The organism is Bacillus sp. JHAA, from assembly GCF_036961585.1.
GTDB lineage: Bacteria > Bacillota > Bacilli > Bacillales > Bacillaceae > Bacillus > Bacillus velezensis.
This window is the reverse complement of the sequence record NZ_JBAMDE010000003.1, coordinates 523,533-549,678: the sequence shown is the minus strand read 5'-3', so window position 1 is coordinate 549,678 and position 26,146 is coordinate 523,533. Positions and strand designations below refer to the sequence as shown.

The 26,146-nt window shown below is 40.9% G+C and carries 28 protein-coding genes and 3 pseudogenes; 8 read left to right on the top strand and 23 right to left on the bottom strand.

Annotated elements, in window-relative coordinates; genetic code table 11:
- Positions 1–64 precede the first annotated feature (64 nt).
- From tkt to yneA, 4 genes are all read right to left on the bottom strand, one after another.
- On the bottom strand, positions 65–2,068 hold the full coding sequence (gene tkt / locus V7728_RS09840) for a transketolase (protein ID WP_015239927.1): 2,004 nt from the start codon (positions 2,066–2,068) through the stop codon (positions 65–67).
- Positions 2,069–2,234: 166 nt separating this feature from the next.
- Positions 2,235–2,468: a DUF896 domain-containing protein gene (locus tag V7728_RS09835; protein ID WP_003153997.1), complete on the bottom strand. Its 234-nt coding sequence runs from the start codon at positions 2,466–2,468 to the stop codon at positions 2,235–2,237.
- 68 nt (positions 2,469–2,536) lie between these two features.
- Positions 2,537–3,187, bottom strand: coding sequence for a YneB family resolvase-like protein (locus V7728_RS09830; RefSeq protein ID WP_076424214.1), 651 nt, complete (start codon positions 3,185–3,187; stop codon positions 2,537–2,539).
- 15 nt (positions 3,188–3,202) lie between these two features.
- Complete coding sequence (gene yneA, locus V7728_RS09825; RefSeq protein WP_003154001.1) at positions 3,203–3,514, bottom strand: cell division suppressor protein YneA; 312 nt, start codon at positions 3,512–3,514, stop codon at positions 3,203–3,205.
- Between the two features lie 156 nt (positions 3,515–3,670).
- On the opposite strand from yneA, the gene lexA reads away from it, so the two are divergent.
- Complete coding sequence (lexA, locus tag V7728_RS09820) at positions 3,671–4,291, top strand: transcriptional repressor LexA (protein ID WP_076424212.1); 621 nt, start codon at positions 3,671–3,673, stop codon at positions 4,289–4,291.
- A 338-nt stretch (positions 4,292–4,629) separates the two neighbouring features.
- Here lexA and V7728_RS09815 read toward each other — a convergent pair whose 3' ends face one another.
- Positions 4,630–5,058 carry a hypothetical protein gene (locus tag V7728_RS09815; protein WP_076424211.1) on the bottom strand — a complete coding sequence of 143 codons (429 nt, stop codon included), beginning with the start codon at positions 5,056–5,058 and terminating at the stop codon, positions 4,630–4,632.
- Positions 5,059–5,211: 153 nt separating this feature from the next.
- Between V7728_RS09815 and V7728_RS09810 the strand changes: the two genes are divergently transcribed.
- A complete protein-coding gene (locus V7728_RS09810; protein ID WP_003154009.1) occupies positions 5,212–5,661 on the top strand; it encodes a YndM family protein in 450 nt (149 codons plus the stop codon).
- A gap of 27 nt (positions 5,662–5,688) precedes the next feature.
- Here V7728_RS09810 and V7728_RS09805 read toward each other — a convergent pair whose 3' ends face one another.
- The 3 genes from V7728_RS09805 to V7728_RS09795 all read right to left on the bottom strand — a co-directional run bounded on the left by V7728_RS09805 (position 5,689) and on the right by V7728_RS09795 (position 7,585).
- Positions 5,689–6,519 (bottom strand): prohibitin family protein, encoded by an 831-nt coding sequence (locus V7728_RS09805; RefSeq protein WP_069007440.1) that lies wholly within the window; start codon positions 6,517–6,519, stop codon positions 5,689–5,691.
- Positions 6,506–6,655 carry a hypothetical protein gene (locus V7728_RS09800; RefSeq protein WP_007410334.1) on the bottom strand — a complete coding sequence of 50 codons (150 nt, stop codon included), beginning with the start codon at positions 6,653–6,655 and terminating at the stop codon, positions 6,506–6,508. The genes V7728_RS09805 and V7728_RS09800 overlap by 14 nt, the downstream gene beginning before the upstream one ends.
- A gap of 108 nt (positions 6,656–6,763) precedes the next feature.
- Positions 6,764–7,585, bottom strand: coding sequence for a poly-gamma-glutamate hydrolase family protein (locus V7728_RS09795; protein ID WP_076424209.1), 822 nt, complete (start codon positions 7,583–7,585; stop codon positions 6,764–6,766).
- Positions 7,586–7,796: 211 nt separating this feature from the next.
- Here V7728_RS09795 and V7728_RS09790 point away from each other — a divergent pair.
- Positions 7,797–7,903 (top strand): annotated as a pseudogene (locus V7728_RS09790) (DUF4177 domain-containing protein); the annotation flags it as partial.
- An 88-nt stretch (positions 7,904–7,991) separates the two neighbouring features.
- On the opposite strand, the gene V7728_RS09785 reads toward V7728_RS09790, so the two are convergent.
- Positions 7,992–8,426, bottom strand: coding sequence for a dUTP diphosphatase (locus V7728_RS09785; RefSeq protein ID WP_025284785.1), 435 nt, complete (start codon positions 8,424–8,426; stop codon positions 7,992–7,994).
- A 378-nt stretch (positions 8,427–8,804) separates the two neighbouring features.
- Here V7728_RS09785 and V7728_RS09780 point away from each other — a divergent pair, with 378 nt between their 5' ends.
- From V7728_RS09780 to V7728_RS09765, 4 genes are all read left to right on the top strand, one after another.
- Positions 8,805–11,222, top strand: a complete 2,418-nt coding sequence (locus V7728_RS09780) for a peptidase G2 autoproteolytic cleavage domain-containing protein (RefSeq protein WP_007410336.1) — start codon at positions 8,805–8,807, stop codon at positions 11,220–11,222.
- A 168-nt stretch (positions 11,223–11,390) separates the two neighbouring features.
- A complete protein-coding gene (locus V7728_RS20490; protein WP_099566762.1) occupies positions 11,391–11,594 on the top strand; it encodes a hypothetical protein in 204 nt (67 codons plus the stop codon).
- 285 nt (positions 11,595–11,879) lie between these two features.
- Positions 11,880–12,416 (top strand): hypothetical protein, encoded by a 537-nt coding sequence (locus V7728_RS09770; RefSeq protein WP_007410338.1) that lies wholly within the window; start codon positions 11,880–11,882, stop codon positions 12,414–12,416.
- 780 nt (positions 12,417–13,196) lie between these two features.
- Entirely contained in the window at positions 13,197–13,295 is a 99-nt protein-coding gene (locus tag V7728_RS09765) for a YjcZ family sporulation protein (RefSeq protein WP_003154022.1), read from the top strand.
- A 164-nt stretch (positions 13,296–13,459) separates the two neighbouring features.
- On the opposite strand, the gene V7728_RS09760 is transcribed toward V7728_RS09765, so the two are convergent.
- The 13 genes and pseudogenes from V7728_RS09760 to V7728_RS09705 form a co-directional block, all read right to left on the bottom strand.
- Entirely contained in the window at positions 13,460–14,080 is a 621-nt protein-coding gene (locus tag V7728_RS09760; protein ID WP_015239922.1) for a lytic polysaccharide monooxygenase auxiliary activity family 9 protein, read from the bottom strand.
- 207 nt (positions 14,081–14,287) lie between these two features.
- Entirely contained in the window at positions 14,288–15,361 is a 1,074-nt protein-coding gene (locus V7728_RS09755; RefSeq protein ID WP_076424204.1) for an LLM class flavin-dependent oxidoreductase, read from the bottom strand.
- A 226-nt stretch (positions 15,362–15,587) separates the two neighbouring features.
- The gene (locus tag V7728_RS09750; protein ID WP_099566761.1) at positions 15,588–16,208 is read right to left on the bottom strand and encodes a DUF3885 domain-containing protein; all 621 of its coding nucleotides are present in this window, start codon (positions 16,206–16,208) and stop codon (positions 15,588–15,590) included.
- A 557-nt stretch (positions 16,209–16,765) separates the two neighbouring features.
- A pseudogene (locus V7728_RS09745) lies at positions 16,766–17,244 on the bottom strand (DUF4944 domain-containing protein).
- Positions 17,245–17,372: 128 nt separating this feature from the next.
- Positions 17,373–17,708, bottom strand: coding sequence for a DUF3902 family protein (locus V7728_RS09740; RefSeq protein WP_174243300.1), 336 nt, complete (start codon positions 17,706–17,708; stop codon positions 17,373–17,375).
- Positions 17,709–17,837: 129 nt separating this feature from the next.
- Positions 17,838–17,998, bottom strand: a pseudogene (locus V7728_RS20485) (hypothetical protein); the annotation flags it as partial.
- Positions 17,999–18,232: 234 nt separating this feature from the next.
- Complete coding sequence (locus V7728_RS09735; RefSeq protein ID WP_046702324.1) at positions 18,233–18,775, bottom strand: GNAT family N-acetyltransferase; 543 nt, start codon at positions 18,773–18,775, stop codon at positions 18,233–18,235.
- A 232-nt stretch (positions 18,776–19,007) separates the two neighbouring features.
- Positions 19,008–19,769, bottom strand: a complete 762-nt coding sequence (locus V7728_RS09730) for an N-acetyltransferase (RefSeq protein WP_076424199.1) — start codon at positions 19,767–19,769, stop codon at positions 19,008–19,010.
- A gap of 34 nt (positions 19,770–19,803) precedes the next feature.
- The gene (locus V7728_RS09725; protein WP_223252790.1) at positions 19,804–20,175 is read right to left on the bottom strand and encodes a UPF0715 family protein; all 372 of its coding nucleotides are present in this window, start codon (positions 20,173–20,175) and stop codon (positions 19,804–19,806) included.
- A 226-nt stretch (positions 20,176–20,401) separates the two neighbouring features.
- Positions 20,402–20,845, bottom strand: coding sequence for a hypothetical protein (locus V7728_RS09720; protein ID WP_007410348.1), 444 nt, complete (start codon positions 20,843–20,845; stop codon positions 20,402–20,404).
- A 306-nt stretch (positions 20,846–21,151) separates the two neighbouring features.
- Positions 21,152–22,264: a WD40/YVTN/BNR-like repeat-containing protein gene (locus tag V7728_RS09715; protein WP_076424198.1), complete on the bottom strand. Its 1,113-nt coding sequence runs from the start codon at positions 22,262–22,264 to the stop codon at positions 21,152–21,154.
- A 267-nt stretch (positions 22,265–22,531) separates the two neighbouring features.
- The gene (locus V7728_RS09710; protein WP_076424196.1) at positions 22,532–22,735 is read right to left on the bottom strand and encodes a hypothetical protein; all 204 of its coding nucleotides are present in this window, start codon (positions 22,733–22,735) and stop codon (positions 22,532–22,534) included.
- Between the two features lie 609 nt (positions 22,736–23,344).
- Positions 23,345–23,572: a hypothetical protein gene (locus tag V7728_RS09705; RefSeq protein WP_258958020.1), complete on the bottom strand. Its 228-nt coding sequence runs from the start codon at positions 23,570–23,572 to the stop codon at positions 23,345–23,347.
- A gap of 603 nt (positions 23,573–24,175) precedes the next feature.
- On the opposite strand from V7728_RS09705, the gene adhP reads away from it, so the two are divergent.
- Complete coding sequence (gene adhP, locus V7728_RS09700; RefSeq protein WP_020955863.1) at positions 24,176–25,192, top strand: alcohol dehydrogenase AdhP; 1,017 nt, start codon at positions 24,176–24,178, stop codon at positions 25,190–25,192.
- Between the two features lie 150 nt (positions 25,193–25,342).
- Here adhP and V7728_RS09695 read toward each other — a convergent pair whose 3' ends face one another.
- Entirely contained in the window at positions 25,343–25,804 is a 462-nt protein-coding gene (locus V7728_RS09695; RefSeq protein ID WP_223252801.1) for a DinB family protein, read from the bottom strand.
- Positions 25,805–26,146: the final 342 nt, after the last annotated feature.

Below are 26,146 nucleotides of genomic sequence, written 5' to 3'. Positions count from 1 at the left end.
TCCTTCTATTTTTGTCGCATAAACAGGAAAAAGAGGATGATTTGACTCATCCTCTTTTGTCTCGTTATTTGTTTAAAAGTTTTTTCACGCGGTCAACCACGTTTCCTGCAGTAAATCCGTATTCTTTCATAATTGTTTCTCCCGGAGCTGAAGCACCGAAACGGTCAATTGCGAGAACGTCTCCTTCAAGACCGGTAAATTTACCCCATCCGAAGCTTGAACCCATTTCGATCGCAAGACGTTTCGTCACATTCGGAGGAAGCACGCTGTTTTTGTACTCAGCCGATTGTTTTTCAAAGCGGTCCCAGCTCGGCATGCTGACTACAGATACGTGAATGTTTTCTTCAGCCAGTTTCGCTTGAGCTTCGATCGCAAGTCCGACTTCAGAACCTGTCGCTAAAAGAAGAGCGGCCGGTGATTCCGTTTGGGCTTTGGAAACGATATAAGCCCCTTTTTCCACGCCCGCATACGCTTCTTCAGCCTGCTGATCAATCGTCGGCAGGTTTTGGCGTGTCAATACAAGAGCTGTCGGATGATCTTGGCTTTGAACGGCAACCTTCCATGCAGCTGCGGTTTCATTTCCGTCAGCAGGTCTGATCACAGAAAGGTTAGGAAGTGCGCGTAAAGAAGCAAGCTGCTCAATCGGTTCGTGAGTCGGCCCGTCCTCTCCTACGGCAATACTGTCATGCGTGAATACATAAGTGACGGGAAGACCCATCAATGACGCCAGGCGAATGGCAGGTCTTAAATAATCAGAGAACACAAAGAATGTGCCGCCGAATACGCGGAGGCCGCCGTGAAGCGCCATTCCGTTTAATGCAGCGCCCATCGCAAATTCACGGACACCGAACCAGAAGTTTTTCCCGGCGTAGTCTTTGGCCGTGAAGTCTCCTCCATTTTTGATTGTCGTTTTATTTGAACCCGCAAGGTCAGCAGATCCCCCGACAAAGAAAGGAATTTTCTTAGCGATTCCGTTCAGCACCTCACCTGAAGATGCGCGGGAAGCAAGGCTGCTGCCTTTTTCATAAACGGGAACTTCCTGATCCCAGTCTTTAGGAAGCTCGCCTTTCATACCGAGTGACAGCTGTTCAGCAAGCTCAGGATATTTTTCTTTATAAGCCGCGAACAGGTCATTCCATTCCTGTTCTTTTTTCGAGCCGGCTTCTTTTACCGCTTTATTGAAATGCCCGTATACTTCTTCCGGAACATAAAAATCTTCTTCAAACGTCCAAGCATACGCTTCTTTTGTCAGCTTGCTCTCTTCTTGTCCTAACGGAGCGCCGTGAACGCCGGATGTGCCCGCGCGGTTTGGAGAACCGAAACCGATTGTCGTTTTCACTTCGATCAATGTCGGTTTTTTATCATTCTGGCGCGCTTTTTCAATTGCAGCCGTCAATTCAGCAATGTTGTTTCCGTCCTCAACATAAAGAACTTCCCAGTTCATTGCTTCAAAACGCTGCTTTACATTTTCAGAGAAAGAACGGTCTAAATCGCCGTCTAAGGAAATGTCATTAGAATCGTATAATACGATCAGGCGGCCTAATTCAAGATGGCCTGCAAGAGAAGCGGCTTCGGAAGAAATGCCTTCCATTAAATCGCCGTCTCCGCAAATACTGTATGTATAATGATCAACTACGTTGAATGAATCACGGTTATATGTCTCAGCCAGATGGCGTTCTGCAATTGCCATTCCCACTGCCATTGCAATACCCTGTCCAAGCGGCCCGGTCGTAGCGTCTACTCCGGCTGTATGCCCGAACTCCGGATGTCCCGGTGTTTTGCTTCCCCATTGACGGAACTGTTTCAAGTCTTCAATGCTGAGGTCATATCCGCTTAAATGCAGCATGCTGTATAAAAGCATTGAACCGTGGCCTGCTGATAAAACAAAGCGGTCGCGGTTAAACCAGCCCGGATTCTGCGGGTTTACATTCATAAATTTCGTCCACAGCGTATATGCCATCGGAGCGGCTCCCATCGGCATGCCCGGATGTCCGGAATTCGCTTTTTCAATTGCGTCTATAGATAGTGTACGAATGGTGGCAACTGATTTCTTTTCAATTGTATCCATTATAATCCCCTTCCTTATTGTTGTACCTTTTCATCATAAAGCGATGCTGACTTTTTCTCAACTCTTTCAGCTTAAATTTGAGATAAACTTGTTGAAAATTGTCGTAAAGCACATCCTGATATTAGTATATACGAAAAAAGAATACGTATTGCCGTATTCTTTCTGTTTAATGAAGATTATTTTTCTGTTGTTCTCTTTTTAGTTTTTCAGGGGTGACATCGTTGCCTTCCGGATCAATCACTTTTACGCTCTTTAACGTATTTTTCATTGAGGAGCGGAATCCTTTCAAATACTCCTGGCGAAGCTTTTGCTGTTCAGCTTTTTCCTCATCCGTTATCGTGTTTGATTTAGCTTTTTGAGCCAATTCGTTAATTCTTGCGATTTTTTCTTTAGAAATCATAATAAGCTCCTTTGGTGCGTGTTGATTATATACTACTAAAACGCAGTCTTTTTTACAACTGATGCGCGTCAGCTGCCTTCTGTGTCTGCGGTATATTCCTGAAACCGCCGGTGAACCGTGGCTTTGGACACATCGTAGCCGAATCCCCTTAAGGTCGCTGCGATTTCTGCAAAGGTAAGCTTGTTGGCTCTCAGCCTGATAATTTCCGAAACCGGAACCTCTTTTTTTTCTTTTCCGCTGTTTTCATGTCTGTTTTTCAGATTCCGTTCAGGTTTGTAGCCGTTTTTCACGGCTCTTTTCATTCCCCGCCGGATTTTCATATTGTGAATTTTCCTTTGATATTCCTCAACTATACTGACGATTTCGAGTACCATCGAATCAGCTTCGGAAAGCTCCAGTTCACCTTTATGAGCCGTCGTATATATTTTTACGTTCTCCCTGTAAATGCAATGCAAAAGCGCAATCTTGGCGTTTCCTCTTCCCAATCTCGTTTCGTCCTGCACCAATATCGCGTCAATATGTGATTTTTTAATTTCATCAAGCATTTCAAATACTCCGTCGCGGTCCATTTCGTAACCGCTGGCTTTCTCAGAAATGACTTTCACGACTTCCATGCCGTTTGCAGCAGCGATCTCACTGAGCTCCTCTTTCTGTCTTTTTAATGACGTTTGCTGCTGTTCTTTGTTTGTGCTTACGCGGGCATAAATGAGCGCCTTCATTTCTCTCTTTCCTCTCTAATTGACAATGGCCAGCTGATATACGGCCGGATGCTTTTTCTTAACCGGAAGAATAAGTTCGTCTCCGGGCTTTATATCAGCAGTTTGGAGATGATTATTCTCCGTCACCCACTCAATGAAATCTTCTTTATTAATGTGTTTCTTTTCTGCTACATGATCCGCAAGTGACCAGAGTGTATCGCCGTCCTGAACCTTTATTTTAACATATTGGCTTAGGGACTGATCATTTCCCGCACATGAGACAAGTAAAATAGCGGCACTTAAAATCGCAGTAAACAGCCCGACAAATATAATAGATTCTTTCGCCATGTAAACAACCTCCGATAAGAATGTTTGTTCGCTTTTTATACCTTTCAGTATATACGAACAAACGTTTCTGTCAATCGTTTTTTTCGAACCTATGTTTGTACTGTCAGGAAAATCATGCTATAATCTACTTAAAATCGACGTTTTGAGGTGCGAAATATGACGAAGCTATCAAAAAGGCAGCTTGATATCCTGCGTTTTATTAAAGAAGAGGTAAAAACGAAAGGATATCCGCCTTCTGTAAGAGAGATAGGAGAAGCAGTAGGACTGGCTTCCAGTTCAACCGTGCACGGCCATTTGGCGCGGCTGGAGACAAAAGGCCTGATCAGACGGGACCCAACTAAACCGAGGGCGATTGAGATATTGGATGAAGAAGAAGTCCACATTCCGAAAAGCCAGGTCGTAAACGTTCCGGTCATCGGGAAAGTGACGGCGGGTATTCCGATTACGGCTGTTGAAAATATCGACGAGTATTTTCCGCTTCCTGACCGGATGGTTCCTCCGGGCGAACATGTCTTTATGTTAGAAATCATGGGAGAAAGTATGATCGACGCCGGCATTTTTGACAAAGATTACGTCATTGTCAAACAGCAGAACACGGCCAATAACGGAGAAATCGTCGTAGCTATGACCGAAGATGATGAAGCGACGGTCAAGCGCTTCTATAAAGAAGACAATTATGTGCGGCTGCAGCCGGAAAATCCGACGATGGAGCCGATTATCCTGCAAAACGTAAGCATTTTGGGGAAAGTTATCGGCGTATTCAGAGCCGTACATTAATTCTATTAAACTTCATTTATCGTAAAAAACCCCTCTGTAAGGGGTTTTTTTGCATAAAAAAAGCAGATTCGCCCTGGCTTAAGAAACGAATCTGCTAAGGAGGAAAAACTTACATCCTTATTATCCGACATCACACTTTTGAAGTCAACTAATAATGTTTCCCTCAGGAAACTTTTCATTCGTTTTTCAACTTTGTATATTTGTGCGTGATGAATTTACTTTTGTTTATGTTTTCTTTGGACGGGTGCATTAAAATTTATGTATGAATATTTAGTACATAGTACAATAAGTTATATTTAAATATAAAAAAACCCGCTGCCTTTAGCGAGTATCTATTTTCAATCAAAATGATAATATTCTACACCGTAAAACCCTTTAATATAGACGGGGCCACAGACGTTTGAAGAACTTTCAACCAGAATTCTGTATTTGTGATACGGATCAATTGATTTTTTATCCTGGGCACTGAGGTTTAACCAGCTGCCGCTGTAGGTTTTAGAACTTAATGTATAAAAATTCCCGTTCAGCGCCATCCGCTGGAGTTTCATGCTTAAACCGCACGAAGAGTTGTTCATTATGGTGAACTTATATCCTAAATAGTAATCGTCGGCAGCTACAGCCCCCGGATTTTCAATATGAAACTCTTTTGCATTTCCCTCCAAAGTGAAGCTTGTTTTTGATCCGAATTCAGTGGTAGCCGCTTCAGCTGAGTGTATTCCGCTAAAACATAATAAAAAAACAGCAATACATATCCAGTATTTTTTCATTTGCATCCCCCTTTTTACATATTTTAACTTGCGAATCCTGTGATGTCTATACACATTTTATTAAAACGTATACTTTATAACCACTATATACCAGTTTAAAAATTTGCGGATTGCTTACAATGAAGACTAAACGAAATAACGAAGGTGGTTCAAATGAAACACGTAATTGCTTTCGCTTCTAAAACGGCGCTCACACTTGCTTTACTGTACATTGTTTTGGATCTTATGTACCAAGTAACCTTTTTAAACGTTCTGTTTATTACAGTGATCTTAAGTTTAATCACTTATTTTGCGGGTGATTGCATGATTCTGCCGAGAACAAGCAATTTCACAGCCGTTGCAGCTGATTTCGGAATTTCTTTCATTATATTATGGATATTCCTTATGAACATTGGCGGATTTAATGTCTCTCCTGCCGCGGCATCAGTTATCTCTGCACTTTGCATTTCTGTTTTTGAGGCATTTTTTCACCGGTATTTGCAGCAATATGTACTTCCCGAAGATTATCAGGACACAACAGAGACGGATAGCACGCTATGGAGCTATCAAACCGAGGCGTCTGAAGAATTAGTGCCGGAAAAAGACCCACAGGAAAAAACATAAAAAGGAGGCAATCGCCTCCTTCTCTTTTTATTTTTGCTTCTGATCGTCCAGGGGCAGCTGCAGCAGTGAGTCTGTGCCTGTCGCTTTCGGCGTTTTTCCGTCCCATTTTTCAATCCATTTATATTTGATCATTTCATCTGACATTGATTTCTTTATGATTTGGTTGTAATCAGCGATCCCTTCCGCTTCAATTTTTTTCTTTTTCGCTTCGGCTTCGGCTATTTTAATTTCAGTTTGTGTCCGTTCAAGTTCCTGTGAAGACTTCACCCTTGCATCGATGGCTTCCTGTGTGGCTTTATCCGGCTTCGGTACGCCAAGCGTCAGATCATCAATTAAAAATCCAAGACTCTTCATATCATCAGCAAATCTCTTTTGCACATCGGCAGCGGCTTCTGCAGATTTTTGCCCGTATGTGTCAATAACCGAGTATTTGCTGATTGATTTTCGCGCCGCATCCCACAGCCTTGTTTTTAAATATGTATTTTCAATCGTTTCAACGTCTACCGCTCCGAATTTGTTAAACAGATCGACTACTTTATCAGGCTGCACGACATAGTTGTAAGCGATATCCATTTCTATATTTTTACCGTCTGAGGTTGCCACTTTTATATTTTCATTATTCACTGTCTGCATACGCACCGGATATTCCGTTACTTTATTAAATAATCCGACTAAGTGCCAGCCTTGGTCCAATGTGTCGGATTTTACCCCGCCATTCGGTGAGTATACAACCCCGACATAACCATTCGGTATTTTTTCAATGAATAGTGACGCTGTAACGCCCGCAATTAAAAGGGCTGCACCTATAATCACACCGCCGATAATTTTTTTTGTGTTTCCGCGCTTATTTTCGCTCATGCTGATCTTCTTCCTCCCATGACTTTTTGAATTTTTTGGCTCCGCTTCCCACTTGTTTAAAGATTGGACTAAGCATCAGCCATAAACCGAATCCGATGATGACAAGAAGAATGATAGACCCGATCATCACTTTCATTTGCCCACCTCTTTTCTTTCATCCTGTCAATTATGTATACGATCTTAAGAACTTAAAGTTTCATAAATTTCAAAAGAAAAAGCCCCGCCGACAAAATAGGCGTGCTTATTAATAATTGTCACTGATAAAATCAGAAATCGTTTTTGTGAATTGATAAAAGGTCCCATTTTGTGTGGATGCTCTGCTTTTCAGCGTAAAAGTGTCAAATAGTGATTTTCTGAAGCCGGTGCTCATTTCGATTTGAATACTCAATCCGGATGAAGATTGATTGGCAAGGTTGTTCGGACTGACGCCTGCATATTTATCATTTATGCCAAGAAGAACGGCAGGATACCCGTGCCGTTTCAGCACATCGGTCAAAAGTTCGGCCCGTTCTCTGTCCGTACCGCCGATTTTTATCTTTTTATCGTCACTGCCGTAACCGTGCAATGAAATGACATGAGAGTGCTCTTTCACCATTTGCACGGCCTTAGGTTCATCGAAATGCGAACTTGTCAAATGCAGAGCCGCATTACCGGCTGATTTTAACCCTTCAAATAAATATAAACTCCGGTTTTCAGCAATTTCTCTGGCTAACTCACTGGTCCCCGGCTCTATGCCTCCGCCGTGTATAGCTAATATGAGGACAGAGGGGTCATGCTCTCGCGTTGAAATGGAAAAATCGGAAGGATTTTCATTCAGCTTTAATTCCTCGAAACTGCCGTAAATATCTGAAGCGGCATCAGCCCGAAAGAACGGCAGAAGCAAAAACGGTAAAATTAAAACTAAAATTCCTTTTTTGGTTATTGATGGCATTTGTATGTTTATGTTACAATACAAATGCTTCAGCCTTTGAAGCGAACGGCAGAACAGGGTGACTTTGGACGGTTTCTTCTGCTCTGCCTCTTTGCCAGCTGCTTTACGGTCTACTCTCCTAACCCTTTTTGCCATAACATCATCCTTTCTTTTGTTTACACTTTTGTCACAATATTATATACGTTGGACAAAACCTCCGTTCATCTTGAAGAATAAAAACATCAAAACAACTTCTATCCTTTAACCTAAAAAAGTCTTTCTGTTCAAAGAGACGGAAGGCTTAAATGATAAAAATGAAACCCTTCTCCAGTTTTGGAGGAGAGTGAGGACTGCAGGGAAATCATTTTATCAATATGCTGAGCTGGGCTGGCGTCCGGCTCAAATATTTGCTCCGGCATAGACGGTTACGGAGCGGCCGCTTATTTCGAAGTCAAATTCGAACGTGACGTATGATTTCCCAATTCAAGAATCCCCGAAACAAATTGAATGTAACTGCTGTTTCCATAAAAAAAAGACTGCTGTTAAGCAGTCTTTTTTCGTTTTATTTCGTGCCTGTTGATCCCAGTCCGCCGCGGTCATTGTTCCCGAGCTTGTCTACTTCGATCAGCTCCACTTCAGGCATTTTCTTCATGATTCTGAATTGGCAGATCCGCTCCCCCTTGGAAATGTCGGTATCCCGAAGCGCGAATGCAGGAAAAAACCAGAAGTCATTGTCGCCTTTATAAGATTCATCAATGACTCCCATTGAATTTGTCTGAATGATACCGAAATGCTTATATGTACTTGAACGCGGAACGACATGGGCCTCATATCCTTCCGGCAGTTCCATCGCAACTCCAAGCGGGATAAGTTTGAATTCACCTTTTTTGATTGTTATATCTTCAGCTGCCCGCAAATCAATCCAATCGCCCTGTTCAATTTTATTGATTCTCGTTTGCGTATCATCTGAATATTTAATTTTGATTTGTAAAGTCATGTTCGCTGCTCCTTTTGCTTCCCTATTTCAGTCGTATTGATGACCAATCCGTGCCCCATTATACCATTTAACTGATAAGAATGTTGATTTTGGTGTATATACAGCCGAAGAGGAAGCACTGCGAAGCCAATGAGAATAAACCTAAAATGAGGGCCCCTCCTATCAGTTTTTCCTCCATTTTCACATGACAGCTTCAATTACAATAATACAAAGCTTTATATCCGTTCTTTCAACAGAGCTTTTTTAAAATTTCACCTTGGTTTCAAAAGGAATTTCGTTCTGAATAAAGAATTTGAAGAATAAGCGCTTAAAGGACGCACGACTCTTTTCTGTCCCCTGCCTCAGGCGCTTATATCAAAAGAAAGAGGTGTCTTTAGAATGGTTCAATTTAAAAACTTTCCTGATCCGTCTTTAAACGCCCCATTGCAGTCTCGCCCTGCACAGCCCTCTGAATTGGAGCATCTCAAAGCAAGGATGCAGAATTTTATTAAGCATTCCGCAACGGATGATAATCTTGAGATCGCAGATGCCCGGGTGACGGCGGAAGGAATGGTCACCTCACTTTTAAAAGAACGGCTTGATACAGAATACGAAATGCTTATGAATAAAATCACCCGGGAAGTGAATGTGGAGGACTACGGAGCGGTCCCTGACGGCCGGGACAATACAGAAGCTTTTCGGAGAGCGATCGGGAACGGCCGGGTCAAAGTAAATGTTCCCGCAGGAGAATTTTTGGTTCAAGGGATAAAACTCCCCTCATGGACTACCATTTCCGGTGAGGGACAAGGGATTACCGTGCTTAAGCTTCATGAGGACACTCCCGCATTCGAATGGGTCATTACTAACGATGATTACGAAAATGGAAACCGTAATATTTTTGTGGAAAACATGACTTTAGACTGGAATCCTGATCGTCAATGCGGGGTCAGGAACCCCGGAGGACAGTTTTCCAGCTGTTTAACGTTTGCTAATGTGCAATACGGCTGGATTAAGAATGTTGAAACGGTTAACGCGGGTCTCCATGGTATTGATATTACATCTCCGACTTACGATCATTTGCCTGAAACAGAATGGACGAAAGACGGCTGCCGATATATATGGATTGATAACTGTGTGGCATACGGCGCCGGAGACGACGGCATTACCACCCATTACAGCGAGTATATTTTCATCTCCAACTGCCATTCCGGAAACCCCCGCGGCACAGAGCATGCTGAGGGCAGCGCAAACTCGAACGGCATTGAAATTGACGACGGCTCTAAACATGTATGGCTTTTAAATAACTATACGAGCGGAAATATCCGCGGGATTGAGGTAAAGGCGCACAGCCTGTGGCCGGCTTCTCAAAATGTTCATATTATCGGTCATGTTTCGTATCGTGATGTACGTTCATTTGATATTCGTCATATCGGCCATCATCAGGCCTCAGACCCCGAAAGCACGACGGCTTATGATGTTACTTTAACCGATTGCACCGCGATTGAACCGGTATTCAATGCTCTCTATGACGGTGTGACCCCGAGGGCGCTGGTCATCTCTGCCTATAAAAACGTTAATGTAAACGGATTCACAGCTATTGGTGATCCCTCATACGACTATGGCGGGAATCCAGTAGTGGCTCTTCAATACCGCAGTCAAAATATCACGATCAACGGCATTAAAATACGCGGCTTTACACAAGCAGGTGTTGACATCAATATATCCGGCGGATCAAATAAAACCGATTATGTTAAAATTTTAAATTTTGATATATACAAGTCATCTCCTAAAGGCATCTCAATCGGCGGAGGCCAATATAACGTAAATATTATGAACGGTACGATGATCGGAGACGGCGGTTCCGTCGGAATTACGTCCCCTAACAGTCAGGCCGTCATTCTCGGGGTGCAAGCGGAAGGTTACAGCGCGGCCGCATCTATAAAAGGACAGACTTATGAGCAGATCCCCGTCAATTTAAAGGGAGGCGCACAGCTCGCGACCAGCTCCGGTTTTGCATTCAACCCGACAAGCGCCGTTATTGCGGGAACAGGCGATATTACAGCCAGAGGTGACAGAAATGCGATCATCAGCTCTTCCGGAGGTTCAAGTTCTGAAGGTTCAAGGGCATTTATCGCCGCTTCAAACAATGTCCATATTACGGGCAGCAAAGTCTCCAGAACGATTCTGTCATCAGAAAGCATTACATTGGAAGAACCATACACGGTTGCCGGAGGGCATCAGTCCATCAAATGGAAATTGGATTCAGCGGGCGGCCACGGTACGTTCGCCGGAGCTGTCACCTCTTCCCTGTCAGGGTACGGAGAATATTTTGAAAGTGTAACCGGCCAGACAATTCCCGCCGGGACAATCGTCACAGTGAAAGGCGAAAAAATTGAATCGGCTCACGTCGGAGATTACATGCTCGGCGTCATTTCAGAAACAGCCGCTTTTATCTCAGGAGCCGCAAGCTTCGGATGGCAAAGCCGCTTTTTGACAAACGAGTTCGGCGGTTTCATATACGAAAATGTGACTGACGAGGAAACAGGAGAAACGGTACGCGTGCCGAAACAAAACCCAGACTGCAGTCCGGCTCTTGAAGCTGACTATGAAGCACGAGCGGCCAGAGACGAATGGCACATTGTCGGACTCAACGGCCGGCATTACGTACGGGTCGACAGTACGGTCAGCCCGGGAGATTATATCACGGCTCATAACGGAATCGGGACTAAAGCCGCGGAAGGCTGGAAGGTATTGAAACTGACAGCCTTATACAGTTCTGAAAAAGGGTACGGCATTGCAATTGCGGTTATCAAATAGGATCTCAATATCAGGATCATCTCCTCTCTTTTCTATCGGGCGGGTATGATCCTGTTTTTTATACCGAATGAGATGCCTCTTTTTCAGCATACCGTTTCATTTGTCCAAGCCATTCATGCTTTCTGTCATAGAATACTACCGTCAGATGAAAAAAGGAGGAATATGAGTATGGATATGGATATGGATATGGACATGGATATGGATATGGATATGGATATGGATATGGATATGGATATGGATATGAACGGACATTATGATCACCACCCAAAGCAGCCTAAACAAAAAAAGAAGAAACAAGATAAAAAGCATCTTGATTATGATTACATCGTTGTTTATAAAAGAAAATGCAAAAAATGTAAAAAATGCTGCTAACTTGACATATCAACACTTTTTACACCCGGTAAACTCCGGGTGTTTTTCTTATTATGGCGTTTCTCCGGGCTATTTTCACCCAAAATCCGGTCATCCTATCACAATACATAAAAAGACTCTATTATTTTCTTCCCTTTTCGCCTAATGAAAAGTATTTCATTTACAGAAAACAACACAAATAGAATGACATGATTTTTGAGATAATCTACTCTTTGCTTGGTCAATTTTTCTGCGATACCATGAATTTGCAACAATTTTTAAAAATTTCCTCAGGAGGTCATAGCCATGAAAATCGCCAGAACGATAGTCGGATCATGCTTAGCTTTATCTCTAACAATTCCTTTCACAGCCAGTGCCTCAGCAGCCAGTCAGTCTGAACACGCAAACGCGCCTCACGTTTCACCCGTTGCAAATCCGTTAGAAAGTAAATTATCCCAAACAGCAGACCAAAACGTAAAAGCAGCAGGTGTTGATGCCGGGCTGAACGTAAACGTAGATGTTCTCGGAATTTCAGATCGCATTGCTGAAGCGGTTAAGTCAGATCAAAACCGAACCGGCTGGGTAAAAAATGTCATGGAAACAACATTTTACGCATCAGGACAGAAGTACAACGTCATGGTGTTCAATTTAAATCAAGAATATGAAGACCGCTTTAACGGCGTTCAGTTTTACGGATCAGCCGTTTATGACGGTATTACTTACGGAATCTGGGTCTTCGAAGACGGGTCCTTCGATAACAAAGGAGACGGGGGCTGGATCAATTGGGCATTCAGAGGGTGGTTCGATCGTGATAATCAGCATATTGAATTCCACAGACCTTAATACGGAGAAAACTTGCGGCAGCGCCCGCAAGTTTTTTTTTAACTGGACTGCACATTTTTCACCGTTATAACGACTATACTTGAAGTGCGGGCTCCGATCGCAGCCCCGGTAAAGTCTTTCAAAGTGAGGGTATACCATGTCAAAGTCTTTAAAAATAGTGTTGTGGAGCATATTGGTGTTCATCATCTTGTTAGTGATTATCGGAATCGTTTCTTACAATCAAACTCCGTCTGCAGAAAGCACAGCAAAAAAATGCTTTACAGCGTCTAATCCATGTTAAGCCTTCATCGGCTTTTTTTATTTACCGCAGAACACTTGAAGTTCTTCTATTTAGATCGTTAACGTTCCCATTCGGAATGGAGTATACGCGTGTATCATCAGGCAATCCGTTTTGATACATGGTTCCGATTATGCCCTTCGCATCTTTTTTCTCGATTCCCCATCACATTCCCTTTTTTCATGATACTGCTCTTGAAACCAACCAATCATTTCTTCAGCCTGTTCCGTTGAATCAAAAGGTTCCAATCCTAATAGCGTGTTACATTTTCATTTTTTAAAAAACAAGCCAGCTGCGCATCCTCTTCGCAACTTCTCAATGTATGAGCCTACCCGTTTCTATTACAGGAAGCAGTACGATGCCTCCTTTTACTCATTTTAACGGATGGTCATGTAAAGGAAATATAGACTAAAAAAACTTTTTTCAAAAAGTAAACTAGCATCCCTATCAAACTTTTCATTTCGGCATAATATGTATTAATCCTCTTTAGGAGGTGAGATTATATGGGATTCTCAGGTGGTTATGGTAGCTCCTTTGCGTTAATCGTGGTGCTATTCATTTTATTAATCATCGTTGGGGCTTCTTTCCTCGGCGGTTATTAAGAATCCTCTTACCTCCGCATCCATGTCAGCAGCACCTCCATGATCGTACGGCGCCATAAATGAAATGTTTATGGCGCTCTGCTGTTTTTCCCCTTTTCTTTCACACATTAAAACTAAAAAGATCGGCCGATGTATCAACATGCAGCCGATCAGTAATTCATAGATTATTGTGTAAGGTTTACATCGATGACGTTATAGAAGGCATTGGAAGTATCCGCAACGTCCCATACCCCTAAAATGACATGATACCCGCTTCGATCAGTCGGCACAAAAATCTTATGAGTCAGATTCGTATCTGCCTTGGAACCGTCGTGGTTTACCGTTCCGATTAATTCGAATTCATCTCTTGACAAAGGTTTATTCGGATTCCAGTTTTTCTTGGTGATATAATAGTGCCACTTTGATGTCGCATGAGGGGCCGTGTAGTACCAAGTAAAGGTGTTAAAACCGCCGCGGATGTTTTGTTTTACCCAATAATCTGCAGTCTGCTTGTCTAAACCGAAGTCAATTTGTCCCGATCCCCCATTTGCAGACGCAATTCTTCCATCCGGCGGACCAGCAGCCGGAAATCCTTTCGGCCCTTCTACAGACTGAGGATTATCAATGACGGAGCCATATTTCTGCGCAGCGGCCGTCCAGCCCAATGTTTGTTTCTCTAATGCTCCCATGTACGCTCTGCTGACGGGCTCTTTTATATACCCGTGCGCAGATGCACCACTTGAATAGAAAGCGCCTCCAATACCAAGAGTAACAGTTAAAACTGCAGCTTTGACTAAACCCTTCATTACTGCATCATCCTCCCTCTTTTGTTAATAAAAACCTTTCGGTGTATACACTTCACGATAGAGGTTGAAATGACCTTCCTTTTCTTGATAGGAAAAAGCAATGAGGTTGGCGCTTTTCCCTTTGTTTTTTATAATCATAAAGAAAAAGCCGGGCCGATTCTGTTGTCGAATCCGCGATTGACCGGCCCGCCCCTTTTGCTCAGAACTTCATTCGCTGGATTTGCCGGTTTCTTTTCGGATAACCGGTGCTACTTCCGCTGCTAATCGTTCGATGTTTTCCGCGGCTTTTTTAAATGGCATACCTCCTATATCGATTTGCGCGAGAAATCGCTGATGTCCGAATAACTCGTATTGATGCATGATTTTTTCAATGATCTGCTGTGAGCTTCCCACAAATAAAGCTGTTTCTTTTCCGGACGCCCGCTCAAAGTCTTCCTTCGTTAAAGGCTCATCGATCCCGTGATATGAATGAACGTGAGACCAGTAATTTGAATGATACGGATAAAATTCTTGTATTGCCTGTTCATTCGTTTTTGAAATGAACATATGTCCGGTTACGGCAACCTTCACATTTTCCGGAGGATGACCGGCTTTAGAAGCCGCTTCCCGGTATTTGTCAACAAGCGGCTTAGATAACATCGGATCACCGCTCAGTACAGCTAATGCCAACCCCGCACCTGCACGCCCGGCCCGTTCTGCGCTTTCCGGAGTCCCCGAAACACCTAACCATAGCGGAATGCTTCCGCGAAAAGGCCGAGGAGAAATTTCTGCCTCGCGCAGCGGCGGCCGGTAACGTCCTTTCCAGGTAACCGATTCTTCCCCGGAATTTAATTTTAAAAAAAGGTCAATGTGTTCTTCAAACAGTTCTTTATAATGGCCTACGTCATAACCGAAAAGAGGAAACGAGTCTAAAAATGCGCCCCGTCCCGCAATGATTTCCGCCCGGCCGTCTGAAATCAGATCAAGCGTTGCAAAATCCTCAAATAAACGGACGGGATCTGCGGTGGATAATACAGTCGTGGCACTGGTCAGCTTAATATTTTCAGTGATCTGTGAAATCGCTGATAAGATGGCCGGCGGCGAAGATACCGCATAATCAAGACGATGATGCTCGCCTACACCGAATACATCAAGCCCTGCGTCGTCAGCCAGTTTCGCCAGCTTCATCAATTCATCTATCCGCTGCTTTGCGCTGACTGTTTTCCCTGTCAGAGGATCGGGATATAATTCTGCAAATGAATAAATTCCAATTTCCATACAATCACGGTGTTCAGCCCTCACATTTCTCTCCTCCTGCACTGTGTAAAAAAAGCTTTTATGTTATTCTATTCAGCCGTTTTACAAATAGGAATTCGTTCAAAATAAATACAGAAGCTTAACATGCAGAAGGTCGGTATGAGAGAAAAAAAAGTTTCTGGCGTCCTTCAATTCTGCCCATTATACTCATGCAGCCGGACTAGGCAAGAACAAAGCCGGCACAAGCGGATTCGAATTCATGTGTTCATTTTCAGTCCAATTCAATCCAATCGTGATATTGATCATAAAGCTTTCGTATTCTTCCGGCATCAAGAGCAATGACTTCACACCCTCTGTCATCATACAGAAAGAAAATAATATCTTTTGTCATATTCACAAAGAAAACATCAGGATACCCAACGGAACAGCCCCCGAACCTTGGCTTCAGCGGAAAATCTTCGTGGACGGCTGCCTTAAGTAATTGGGGAACACGCAGATCTTTCCGTTTACATAATAGAGAAAACTGCTGCATTTCATATTCTTCTTCGACCGGGCATGGACAGGTCTTCACTTGAATCCGATATAAATCATCCTTACACTTCAGAAACGGCTTATAAACCTTTAATTTTCTCGCGTGATTACCTTGAGTTTTGTGCTTATACACGTTGGCAACAAGAAACAAGTCATCGCTATGTTCAAACAGCTCATTGAAAAGTGCTGCGGTTTGATGATGGACAAGCTGAAAATACTCAAGATTCAAAGCACCGCTTTCATTAAATTGATACATATTGCCGCCGAGAGAAAAATGAATTCCCACGTCCCATTGATGATAAATGCCGGGCACTAATTTTAAAGTCGGAAACCTTTCCTTCAGATAATCATTTATTTTCATTCAAACATCTCACTTTCCTTTTCCCGCTCTAGAAGCAGAAGAAGCCGAAAACATTCCGCTTATTTCTTTTTCACCCTTGTAATATTATTCCGATTGGAATACAATGAAATAGAACACTGTGAACCCCATTGATCAGGGTGGATGCTGGTCACATTCATCCTGATCCTTTCTTTTACACAAGATCGCCCCAACTTTGAACCCCTCCGTTCCAACCCTATTCATTGATATTACATATATTTCAATGGTATTATTTTCTTATACATGAGCATCAAGAGGTGTCCGCTTTGAACAACACCAGAAGATTAAGAGCATATTTTCAGTCTCACCGTAAAATAGGTCTGGCTGCAGACTTGCTTACGGCTGTATTGCTTATCTCATTATCCATTCTTTTTTACGGATGCCGGCAGGGAGCTTTTAATGGTTTCTTTATGTATGTCTTAGTAAGTAATTTTATCGGCTCCAATGCCTCTTTTATCGACTTCAGCACATCGAGGAAAAACAGTCAAAAATAAAGGCTCTGGTCAAAAAGAGGGTTATACCGCCCTCTTTTTATTCTTTCAGTCATACCAATGCGTTCTTTTCAGGTTGAATTTTTCTGAATAGGACTCATGATCGGTTTTCCATGCTGCTTCAACAGTGATTTCATGACCGATCACTTCATTTTCCGGCATATATTCAAACGTTTGAATATGGTCTTCTCCCGTTCCGCCGCCTTCTAATTTCTCTCCGGTGTATTCTGAAAGATGATAGTCTTTATCTTCACCATATTTCCGGCCGTCAACAAATAATGTTAATCTCTTAATCACCGTGTTCTTTTCATTCACTTTATTACCTCTGTAATACAAATTCAAGAAATAGTTAGGGCCGATAGATGTCTTGCCTGATTTTTCGATTGACGCTTCCCAGTCTTGCTTTGGCTATAGCCGATATATTTAACTTTTTCTCCTGAAATTAAAGAAAACAGTGCAAATCCGGCTGCTATTATGAGAACAGTGATAATAACCAGCAATTTTTTAATGACTTTACGTTTTTTCATGACATCCCGCCTTTATCATTTAGAACGTATGAATATTAGAATTGTTACATTTAATTTGAAAGAATAATAAAAAGGGATTCTAATCCCAGGAATAAAAAAATACTAAGAAGATCATATTCCCCTTAGCTTCACATCCCAGATTGCCATGCAATAATGATAAAAGTCGTCCAAAAAGTTGTGACTAAAATAAGCATAACGGTTACAATCATTAAAATGAGACAACTTATTGTTAGAATTGAGTCTTTGTTTTTGTTAAGAATCAGAGTAACCATTGATCCTGCAGCAAATAGATACGACAAAACCGCACCGACCCAATACCACAGCATAGAGTCATTGCTCCAGTAAGCCATTGACTGCATATAAATACTGAATATAAATCCTGACAATGCTAATAGAAACGAAACTAAATTTGATTTCACGTTAGAGTTCCTTTCTTCATAAGTTTTATTTTTAGGAACGGTCATACTTCTGATAACACCTTTTATGCGATATGCTTCGCTGCTTTGTCTGCATATTTTAATTCTTATTTCGTTTTTAAATATGTTTACGAAAAAAGAAATCATATAAAGTTCACCTGAAACGCCGATTTAAAATTAAATAGATGTTTTATAAGCGTTAATTGCTTGATTTCTCAAAAGCATATTATCTTTCGCAACCATTTTTCCATTCTCGAGCGCATCTTTAAATTCATCAAAATGAATTGAACATTGCTGATTCGATTACTTCCCGCTCCTTCTGTCGCTAAACTGCAAAATGTCCATCACATTCATCCTCTCTCCAATTTTACAACGTTGCTTTAATGAATTTCATGATTTTCCCAACCTTCAAGCTTAATCTTTTTGATCGTTACTAATCTAAGTACTTTTTTCAATTCCATAATCCATTGGTATGATCGGTAACCTAATGAAGTATTTAACTTAAATACAAAAAAACCTGCTTTCAGCAAGGTTTTTTCGACAAAGGGGAGATTATTTCCCCACAAATTCTATTAACTATGTTTTTGTTTTAACCATTCTTTCTTTAGCAATGCGTATTGGTAAGTGTTTTCATATTTAGGTGTTCCATCCTCGTGTGCAGTAAATGAAATAAATTCAAGAAAATAACCTTCTTTACGCATTCCTAATCTTTCACATAATTTTTGTGACCTGCAGTTATCATCTTCAACATATGCATAAAGCCTTCTTGCTTCTTTTTGCATAAAGAGATACTCAAAGAAAGCCTTCGCACTTTCACTTGCGTATCCCTTCCCTTCAAAACGGGCATTGAAATTCCAACAAACAGAATAGGTATCTGGCTCTTCTTTTAAATAAAATAGTTCTCCGACCAGATCATTACTGTCTTTTAAACAAACTGCAATATAAGAGTCATCTCGGCTTCTTTTTTGAACGTTTACGGCAGCTTCTTCTAACGTAGACATTCTGTCATCAAGAAAGCAATTCACTCTCGGATGTGCAGAATATTCCAACAGACCTTGCGCATCTCTCTCGGTAAAATTTCTTAAAATTAAGCGAAGGGTTTCAATTTTTTGCATTTGCAGTCTCCTGTTTCATTGTTATCGATCTTTGAAAAGAACTTCTTCAACAGATCTTATTCGTTTGTTGAAGAACTTATCTCAATCTATTTTTACTATAATGATGGACGTTATCATCTTTGTCAAAAACAATAATCATTCATTTGCCGCCCGCGATGTAAAGTACTGAACAATTTTCGTGAAAAACCCTCAGTATCGAATATAGAAACGAGGAATAGTAATTAAAACAAAGTTAAGCCATTAAAAGCTTATTGAGTATTTTTTCAAACTTATTCACGCTCATCATCTCATGAGTGAGAAATGTCCCATTATAAAACACGCTGAAAGTCGTCCAAACTGCCGGGGATTTTTGCGCCATATCTTTTGACGTTATTCGCCGGGCCTGAAAATGAAGTCCTTTCTTTTCAGTCAGTTCCTTTAAATCCTTTAACAATCCGACTGCAAATGGGCATTGAGCTGTATAAAATATTGTGATTCCCTCATCATTAACGGAATTACTTTTCACCTGTTTTTTAAATACAGGAGGATATGCATGTTCATTCCACGTCAGTGACATCAACTGAAAATAGGGTTCTGCTTCATCTTGCACAGCAAATCCCATATGTTCAAAGAAATGCTTATCACTTAAATAAGGGAGTTTTTTCTTCCCCACTATATGAACTATCCCATCCATACCGCGGGATTTTGCATCTGACACACATTTTTCTAACAAGTGTTTCGCATGTCCGTTATTCTTATATTTACCTGAGACCCAAAGACAATTAATAAACATAAAATGAGGTGCGCTTACCGGAACCCACGCTTCTTCTGCAGGTAAATATTCAATAAAAACTTTTGCCCGTTCGTTTAGGCGATAGAACACCAAGCCATCAATCATCCGATCCTTGAGCCAGCTCTTCTTTTCATTTACCGCATCCTCATATTGTTTCGTACCTAATGCACAGCAAATATGATTGTCATCAATATTGCCTCTAGTCAACTCAATGTATTTCATTTTTCCTCACCCGCTTTCTTTTGGAACACCAGCTTTACTTGCAGTGAACATTGTAATTTCTCAGAAATATAGAGTCCCAGAACCAATATATGAACGCAGCAACAATGCTCATTATGTAATAAATGAAACTTCTGAAAACTGTGAAATCAATTGACGGATTATCTATGTGCCAGAACAAGAACACAGCTAAAAAAGCGACTGCTGTATAAATGAAAAGATGAACCAAGCTAAACTTTTTAGGCTTCTTTCTTAGCCATAGTTGCACAGGAACAGCAAACAAAAAGTAAGTAATAAATGCGTAAAAAGCAATGATAACCACAGTAACCAATGCAAATGGCACAAAACCCGAGTATACAAACATATATAGCCCGAAGATCAAACCATACGACAAACTTGAAAAAACCAATGTTTAGGTATAGCTTTGCCTTTTGCTCCAAGTCGCCGCTCCCATATATTTCACCTGCTTTTTATAAAAATATATTTTTCATTTTTTTCCTATTGTTTAAAATCAGTATATATCCATCACTTTAAAAGATCTATGTTTTTTTGGCAGATCATCAATTCACTATCTTAATATCCAGAAATTTTTTGCCATTAAAAAAGGTCAAGGAAATACCTTGACTGTGTATCGCTCACCAATCTGCATCCGGCTCATCGTGTTCGAATCCGTAAAAGCCTTTAATCCACACATCTCCGCAGCCGGCTCCTTTTGTGATCAATAAGTAATGATTTCTGTTTGCATCACCATTCACCTTATCAGCCGCGCTCAAGTTCAAATGATTACCCGTGAAATTCTTTTCACTAAGGGTAAAATCATCTCCTGCCAGTGTAATTCTCTGCAGTTTGATATTCAATGTACACCCGTCAGCATTGTAGATGGTGAACCTGTATCCCAGCTTAGTCGGCCAATAATGAAGGTTTTTGTCGTCAGCCATAAAGAAACCTGTTTCATTCTCTGTCATTTTAAAGCTGACCTTATGTTCATCTTTTGTCATTTTGGCCGAAACAGTTCCGATCCCCAAGCACCATGTTAAAAAAACTCCTGCGATACCCAACCCTATCTTTTTCATATTCATCCCCCCCCACTTCCTTATCATACATTATTTAACAAAATATTAAAGAGCATTTATAGACTAATTACAAAACTAAAATAGCCTATCAACACGCCACTAATTATTAATTAAGGAACATATTCAGCTTGGTTATAGGAGGAGGATACTATGTTTGGCACATAGTTCTGCAAAAAAGTATAGCTAAGTAACTTAATATACCTCAATATATAACTCTCCTCACGAATTAAACAGCTGATTTAAGTGGTAGAATTAGTCGAATTAATATAATAAAAGCAATACCTAAAAAGGTATTGCTTTTTTCATTTGTCATTATGAGTTTTCCATCATAACAACATTGGTAATATTATTTTTTATTCCGCTGTTTACTGAAATCCATCGTTTTCCGTCTAAGGAGAATAAAACAGTGCCGGAATCCCCTACTGCAACAAAACGTTTATTTACGTAATCCCATTCAACATCATTTAGTTTGTTGGCTGTAGGGGAAGATGCTTTAGTCCAATTGTGCGCATCCTCAGAATAATAAATTGATCCAAGATCTCCTACAGTAATGTATACTCCATCTTTATAAGTAACAGAATTCAGAGGAGCATTATACCCCAGTACCGTCGTTTGAAAACTTTCGCCTTTATCAAATGAAACAGCAACTAAACCATAATCGCTAAATGTCCCTCCTGCTTGTTGTCCTACGGCCACCACCTTATCTCCATTGTAAATAGCATCAAAATATTCACCATCAAAACTTCCTTTTCTGGTAAATTTAATACCATCTGAAGACTCACTTATATAGTTTGTAGCATATGAGTTACCGAACATAAGAATCTTATCATCAATTGCAACTCCAGTGTACACGACACCTAAGTAGCCACCCGTGGTGTAACTTGACTCTTTGGATTTATAACCACTGACTTTCTGTGACCAGTTCGCATCACCGCCAATTGATGTGAAAATTGTTGAACTGATCCCATATCTGCGTGATTCTCCTCCACCGGCAGCAAATTTATTATCACTTGTTTTGATTAAATCAAAAATTGGCCCGCCTCTAAAACTCGCAAGTTGATCCCATACTTTTAAACTATTATTCCATTTCAGTATTTTTGCATAATAACCATCGTCCGCAGTAGCATATAGGTTTTTGCCATCAAATGATTTAACATCTTTAATTGGTGTTGTAGATGATTTATAAACCCATTTGTTATCAGCATAATTAAAAACAGAACTAGAATTAACAAAATGATAATGACTTATATCTCCCGACTCAGATAATAATGAAGCATTTTCACTAGGAAGAATGCCTGCTTCCGCAGCAGAAGCTACGTTATTCATAAAAGAAGTTTGTGAACCTGACTCAGTTACAAAACCTACACCGCCCAAGATAGAAACTGAGGAAACTATTTTCATTAACATACTACTTTTTCTATTCATATGTACCTCCGTAATCTAATACTCACATAATAGTTCAATATTTTTACTGCATAATATTAACACATCATCATAAAACAGTCAATTTCCCCATAAATACGCTCGGAATACGTCCGATTCTCATGATGAATGTTCGCACATAATATTTTAAATACAATATTACATCGTTTATTGAATCACTAAAGACAGTATCAGAAGATGATGTCTAGTGAGTTTCCCGAAAGTGTAAAGTGGTGTAACAGCCCATTAAGTCAAATATCGGCAGAACGATTACGACCACAAATTCAAAGCAAGAAACGACAGCCCCCATGCACATAGACCAAACATTACAAAGAACCTAAGCAAAGCTTCGAATTTTGTAAGTCTTCGTTCCCTTTTTGTTTTCCCTAATTTCCAATAAACGGCGTAGCTGGAAAACACCAAAATGAGTTGTCCGAGTCGCGACACAGATTCTAAGAATTCTATACCATTCATTGATTTTCACCTCGTTTATTTAAACAGAGAGTCCTTCTTACAGCGTTTATCCAAAGCACTAATTTCTTCGGTTATAAAAACCGCTTGAGGAATTTGTTTGTAAAATGGTTTGCGTGCCGCTTGATAAAAACAGCCCATCCTTACTCCCCCATGTATCAATCAAGATGAATTTTATTATCTCAGATGGAAAGACCATTTCCAACAGTTATGTAAAAATAAGTAACTTGTAAGATGTCTAATTGTATAAGAAAAGCTGTCTTATCCAGCAGAACCATGAGTGCTGCGTTTCCCATTAAAGCGTCAAAGAAGCATCATAAAAGAGCCGCTTTTAGGCTCATTCGCGAAGCATCATTTTATTTTTATGATTGTATCCTCCTGTCAGTCCTATTGGGATAAATTTGCGGGAAGGTCAGTTTTAATCCGCCGCTCTGCTCACCTTCGACCCTTCTTGCAGCTTCCCCACAAATATCCGATGAACAGCTTTCATCTCTTCCCTTTGTGGATCCCTGAGCGAAATCTGACTCTTCCCAAAACTTATCTGGCCTTGCATCGTGGAGCGCCAATTCTCATGCATTAATTTAATTTAGGATATTCGCATTTTGCTTTTCGTTAGCTGAATAACGCTTTATAAGAAGCGGGAAATTCTTGATTTACGCGCTGCACTTCCCGTGCAAATTCACGTTCCTCTTCTGTCACTCTTCTGAGTCTGTCAGCTTTTTCTTGTGTATCTATGTCGGCACCGGGAGGAACGAACCGATTCGGTGCAATCCGTACACCATTTGTGATAACAGCATTGTATGAAACAAATGATCCTTTTCCTATAATTGCATTGTACACGATTGCCTTAAAACCGATGAACGTGTGATTTCCAAGATAACAAGGGCCATAAATGAGAGTATCATGTCCGACACTTACATTGTTTCCGATATAAATGGAATATGCCTTATCTTTGACTGAAACAAATTGTTAACAAATCATGTAAAATGACTCCCTCTTGAAGATTTGTATTTGAACTAATCGCACGAATAGCAGCATTTGGCGCTACTTAAACTCACGTCTCCTTTCACGCTGGAAAACGGACTTATGAACGAGGTTTTATCGATTTTAAGGTATCTTTGAACCGGATTACATGATGTAATAGGGTTAGGGCTGATAAAGGGCAAAAACTTAGTGAGCCGGTGATTGTCAAATTTATCTTCCGTCAGCTTTTTATCGCTCAAAAAAAGCCTCTTTTGAAAACGCATCCATTTATGTATATATGTAAATTCTGTGCATTTGGAGATGACACATGATATCCATAGATTCCTCCCTGCATGGCTCCCTCAACTTTTGTAGAGACACTTGTCCGCAAAAAATGTAAGGGTTTTCAAAATAAGAGCAGTGTGCTAAATTGTAAGATAAGTAAAAATTTTCTGCTAATATTCGAAAGGGGTGTATGATTTGAAAGCAGTAGTAGCAACAAAAGACAAAAGTATAGCGATCGTACAAAAAGAATTACGTCCTTTGCGACATGGTGAAGCCAAAGTTAAGATGGAATACTGTGGTGTATGTCATACTGACTTACATGTTAAAAATGCTGATTTCGGGGATGTTACTGGCGTCACTTTAGGTCATGAGGGAATAGGCATTGTAACTGAGATTGGTGAAGGTGTAACAAGTCTGAAAAAGGGCGACCGCGTCTCTATTGCCTGGATGTTTGAAAGCTGCGGCTGCTGTGAATATTGCTTAACTGGCCGTGAAACCTTGTGCCGCGATGTAAAAAATGCCGGCTATACAGTTGACGGCGCAATGGCTGAAGAAGCAATCGTAGCGGTTGATTATGCAATAAAGGTGCCGGAAAATTTAGACCCTGCAGCAGCAAGCAGCATTACTTGTGCAGGTGTAACAACTTATAAAGCCGTTAAAGTCAGTGAAATTAAGCCAGGTCAATGGATCGGTGTATTTGGAGTCGGCGGTTTAGGCAACTTGGCTGTTCAATATGCAAAAAATGTCTTTAACGCTAAAGTGATTGCGTTCGACATTAGCGACGAAAAATTGAATTTTGCTAAGAGCTTAGGCGCTGATGCGGTTGTAAACAGTTTAAACGAAGACCCCGTCGCTAAGGCAAAAGAAGTGACTAACGATTTAGGGCTTGATGCTGTGGTCATCACAGCTGTCTCTAAAACCCCTTTCAATCAAGCGATTGATGTTGTAAAAGCAGGAGCCCGCGTAGTCGCTGTCGGTTTACCGGTGGACAAAATGGATTTAGATATTCCCCGTCTCGTGTTAGATGGCATTCAGGTAGTAGGTTCATTAGTAGGTACCAGAGAAGACCTGAAGGAAGCTTTTCAATTTGCTGCAGACGGTAAAGTTGTACCTAAAGTGACAAAACGCCCGATCGAAGATGTGAATGATATTTTTGAAGAAATGGAGCAAGGTAAAGTGACCGGCCGCATGGTTATCGATTTTACTTCCTAATCATTAAGGCTGCCGGGAATGATACGGCAGCCTTTGATCTCTATTCTTGCTCAGCGCCCCACCCAGACTGAATGAGACTTTGTCATTTAGTTCAGAAAAGAAACTTTACAGACCATTCGGCGGTTATTCATTTTGCAAGTACTGCCTGAACTAACCCTGATACCAATATAATGCCAGGTCATTCATTGCCGAAGCGTAGCCCTGCTGTCTTAACATAGTTGTTATGCTGCCCCGATGATAAGTTCCGTGATTGGCAACATGGAATAAAATTTCTGAGTAAGCAGTTTCTCTGTAACCTAACCAAGGATTATGTAAGTTCATTGTTTGTTCTACATCTGTTTGGCTATTCATCCATTCTTCAAACTGTGAAGCCAGTTCTTCATAAGACGCCGCAAATTCATCTGCAGAATACAAATGAGTCCTTTCCGCATAAGCCATAGAACCTTCCAATGCTTCCTGCATGTCTATCCCTTTAAGCACTTGCAGCCACATAACATCCACCGCGCAGATGTGACTGAACGTTTGAGCAACTGTAGGATATGAACTGTGAACCTCTTCATATTCATCTTCACTGAGTAATTTGAGGCCTTTTTCGAACTTCTCTAATTTAATCTACATAATAGTTCACTGAATCTCTCAACAATTTTAGATAAACATCTTCTTTTTATAGAGATGTTCGTTCAATCGACATCCTTGTGATATATATGGTAAAATTTATAGAAACAAAGGAGTGTTGTTACATATGAGTCTTATCATTTTAGCATCCATGCTTTTATGGGGTGCAGTGATCCACGAGCTAAACAAACCTTCAAAAAAGCAAAGTAAACGAAAAATGATCCCTTTGGTATCCCTCAGTTCTTTATCTACTTTAATCATCACAATTTCGCTTTTTTCTAATTTAATTGGTTGATATTTGTTATGAGGAAACCCGCCAGAGGTTCCTCATAACACTAA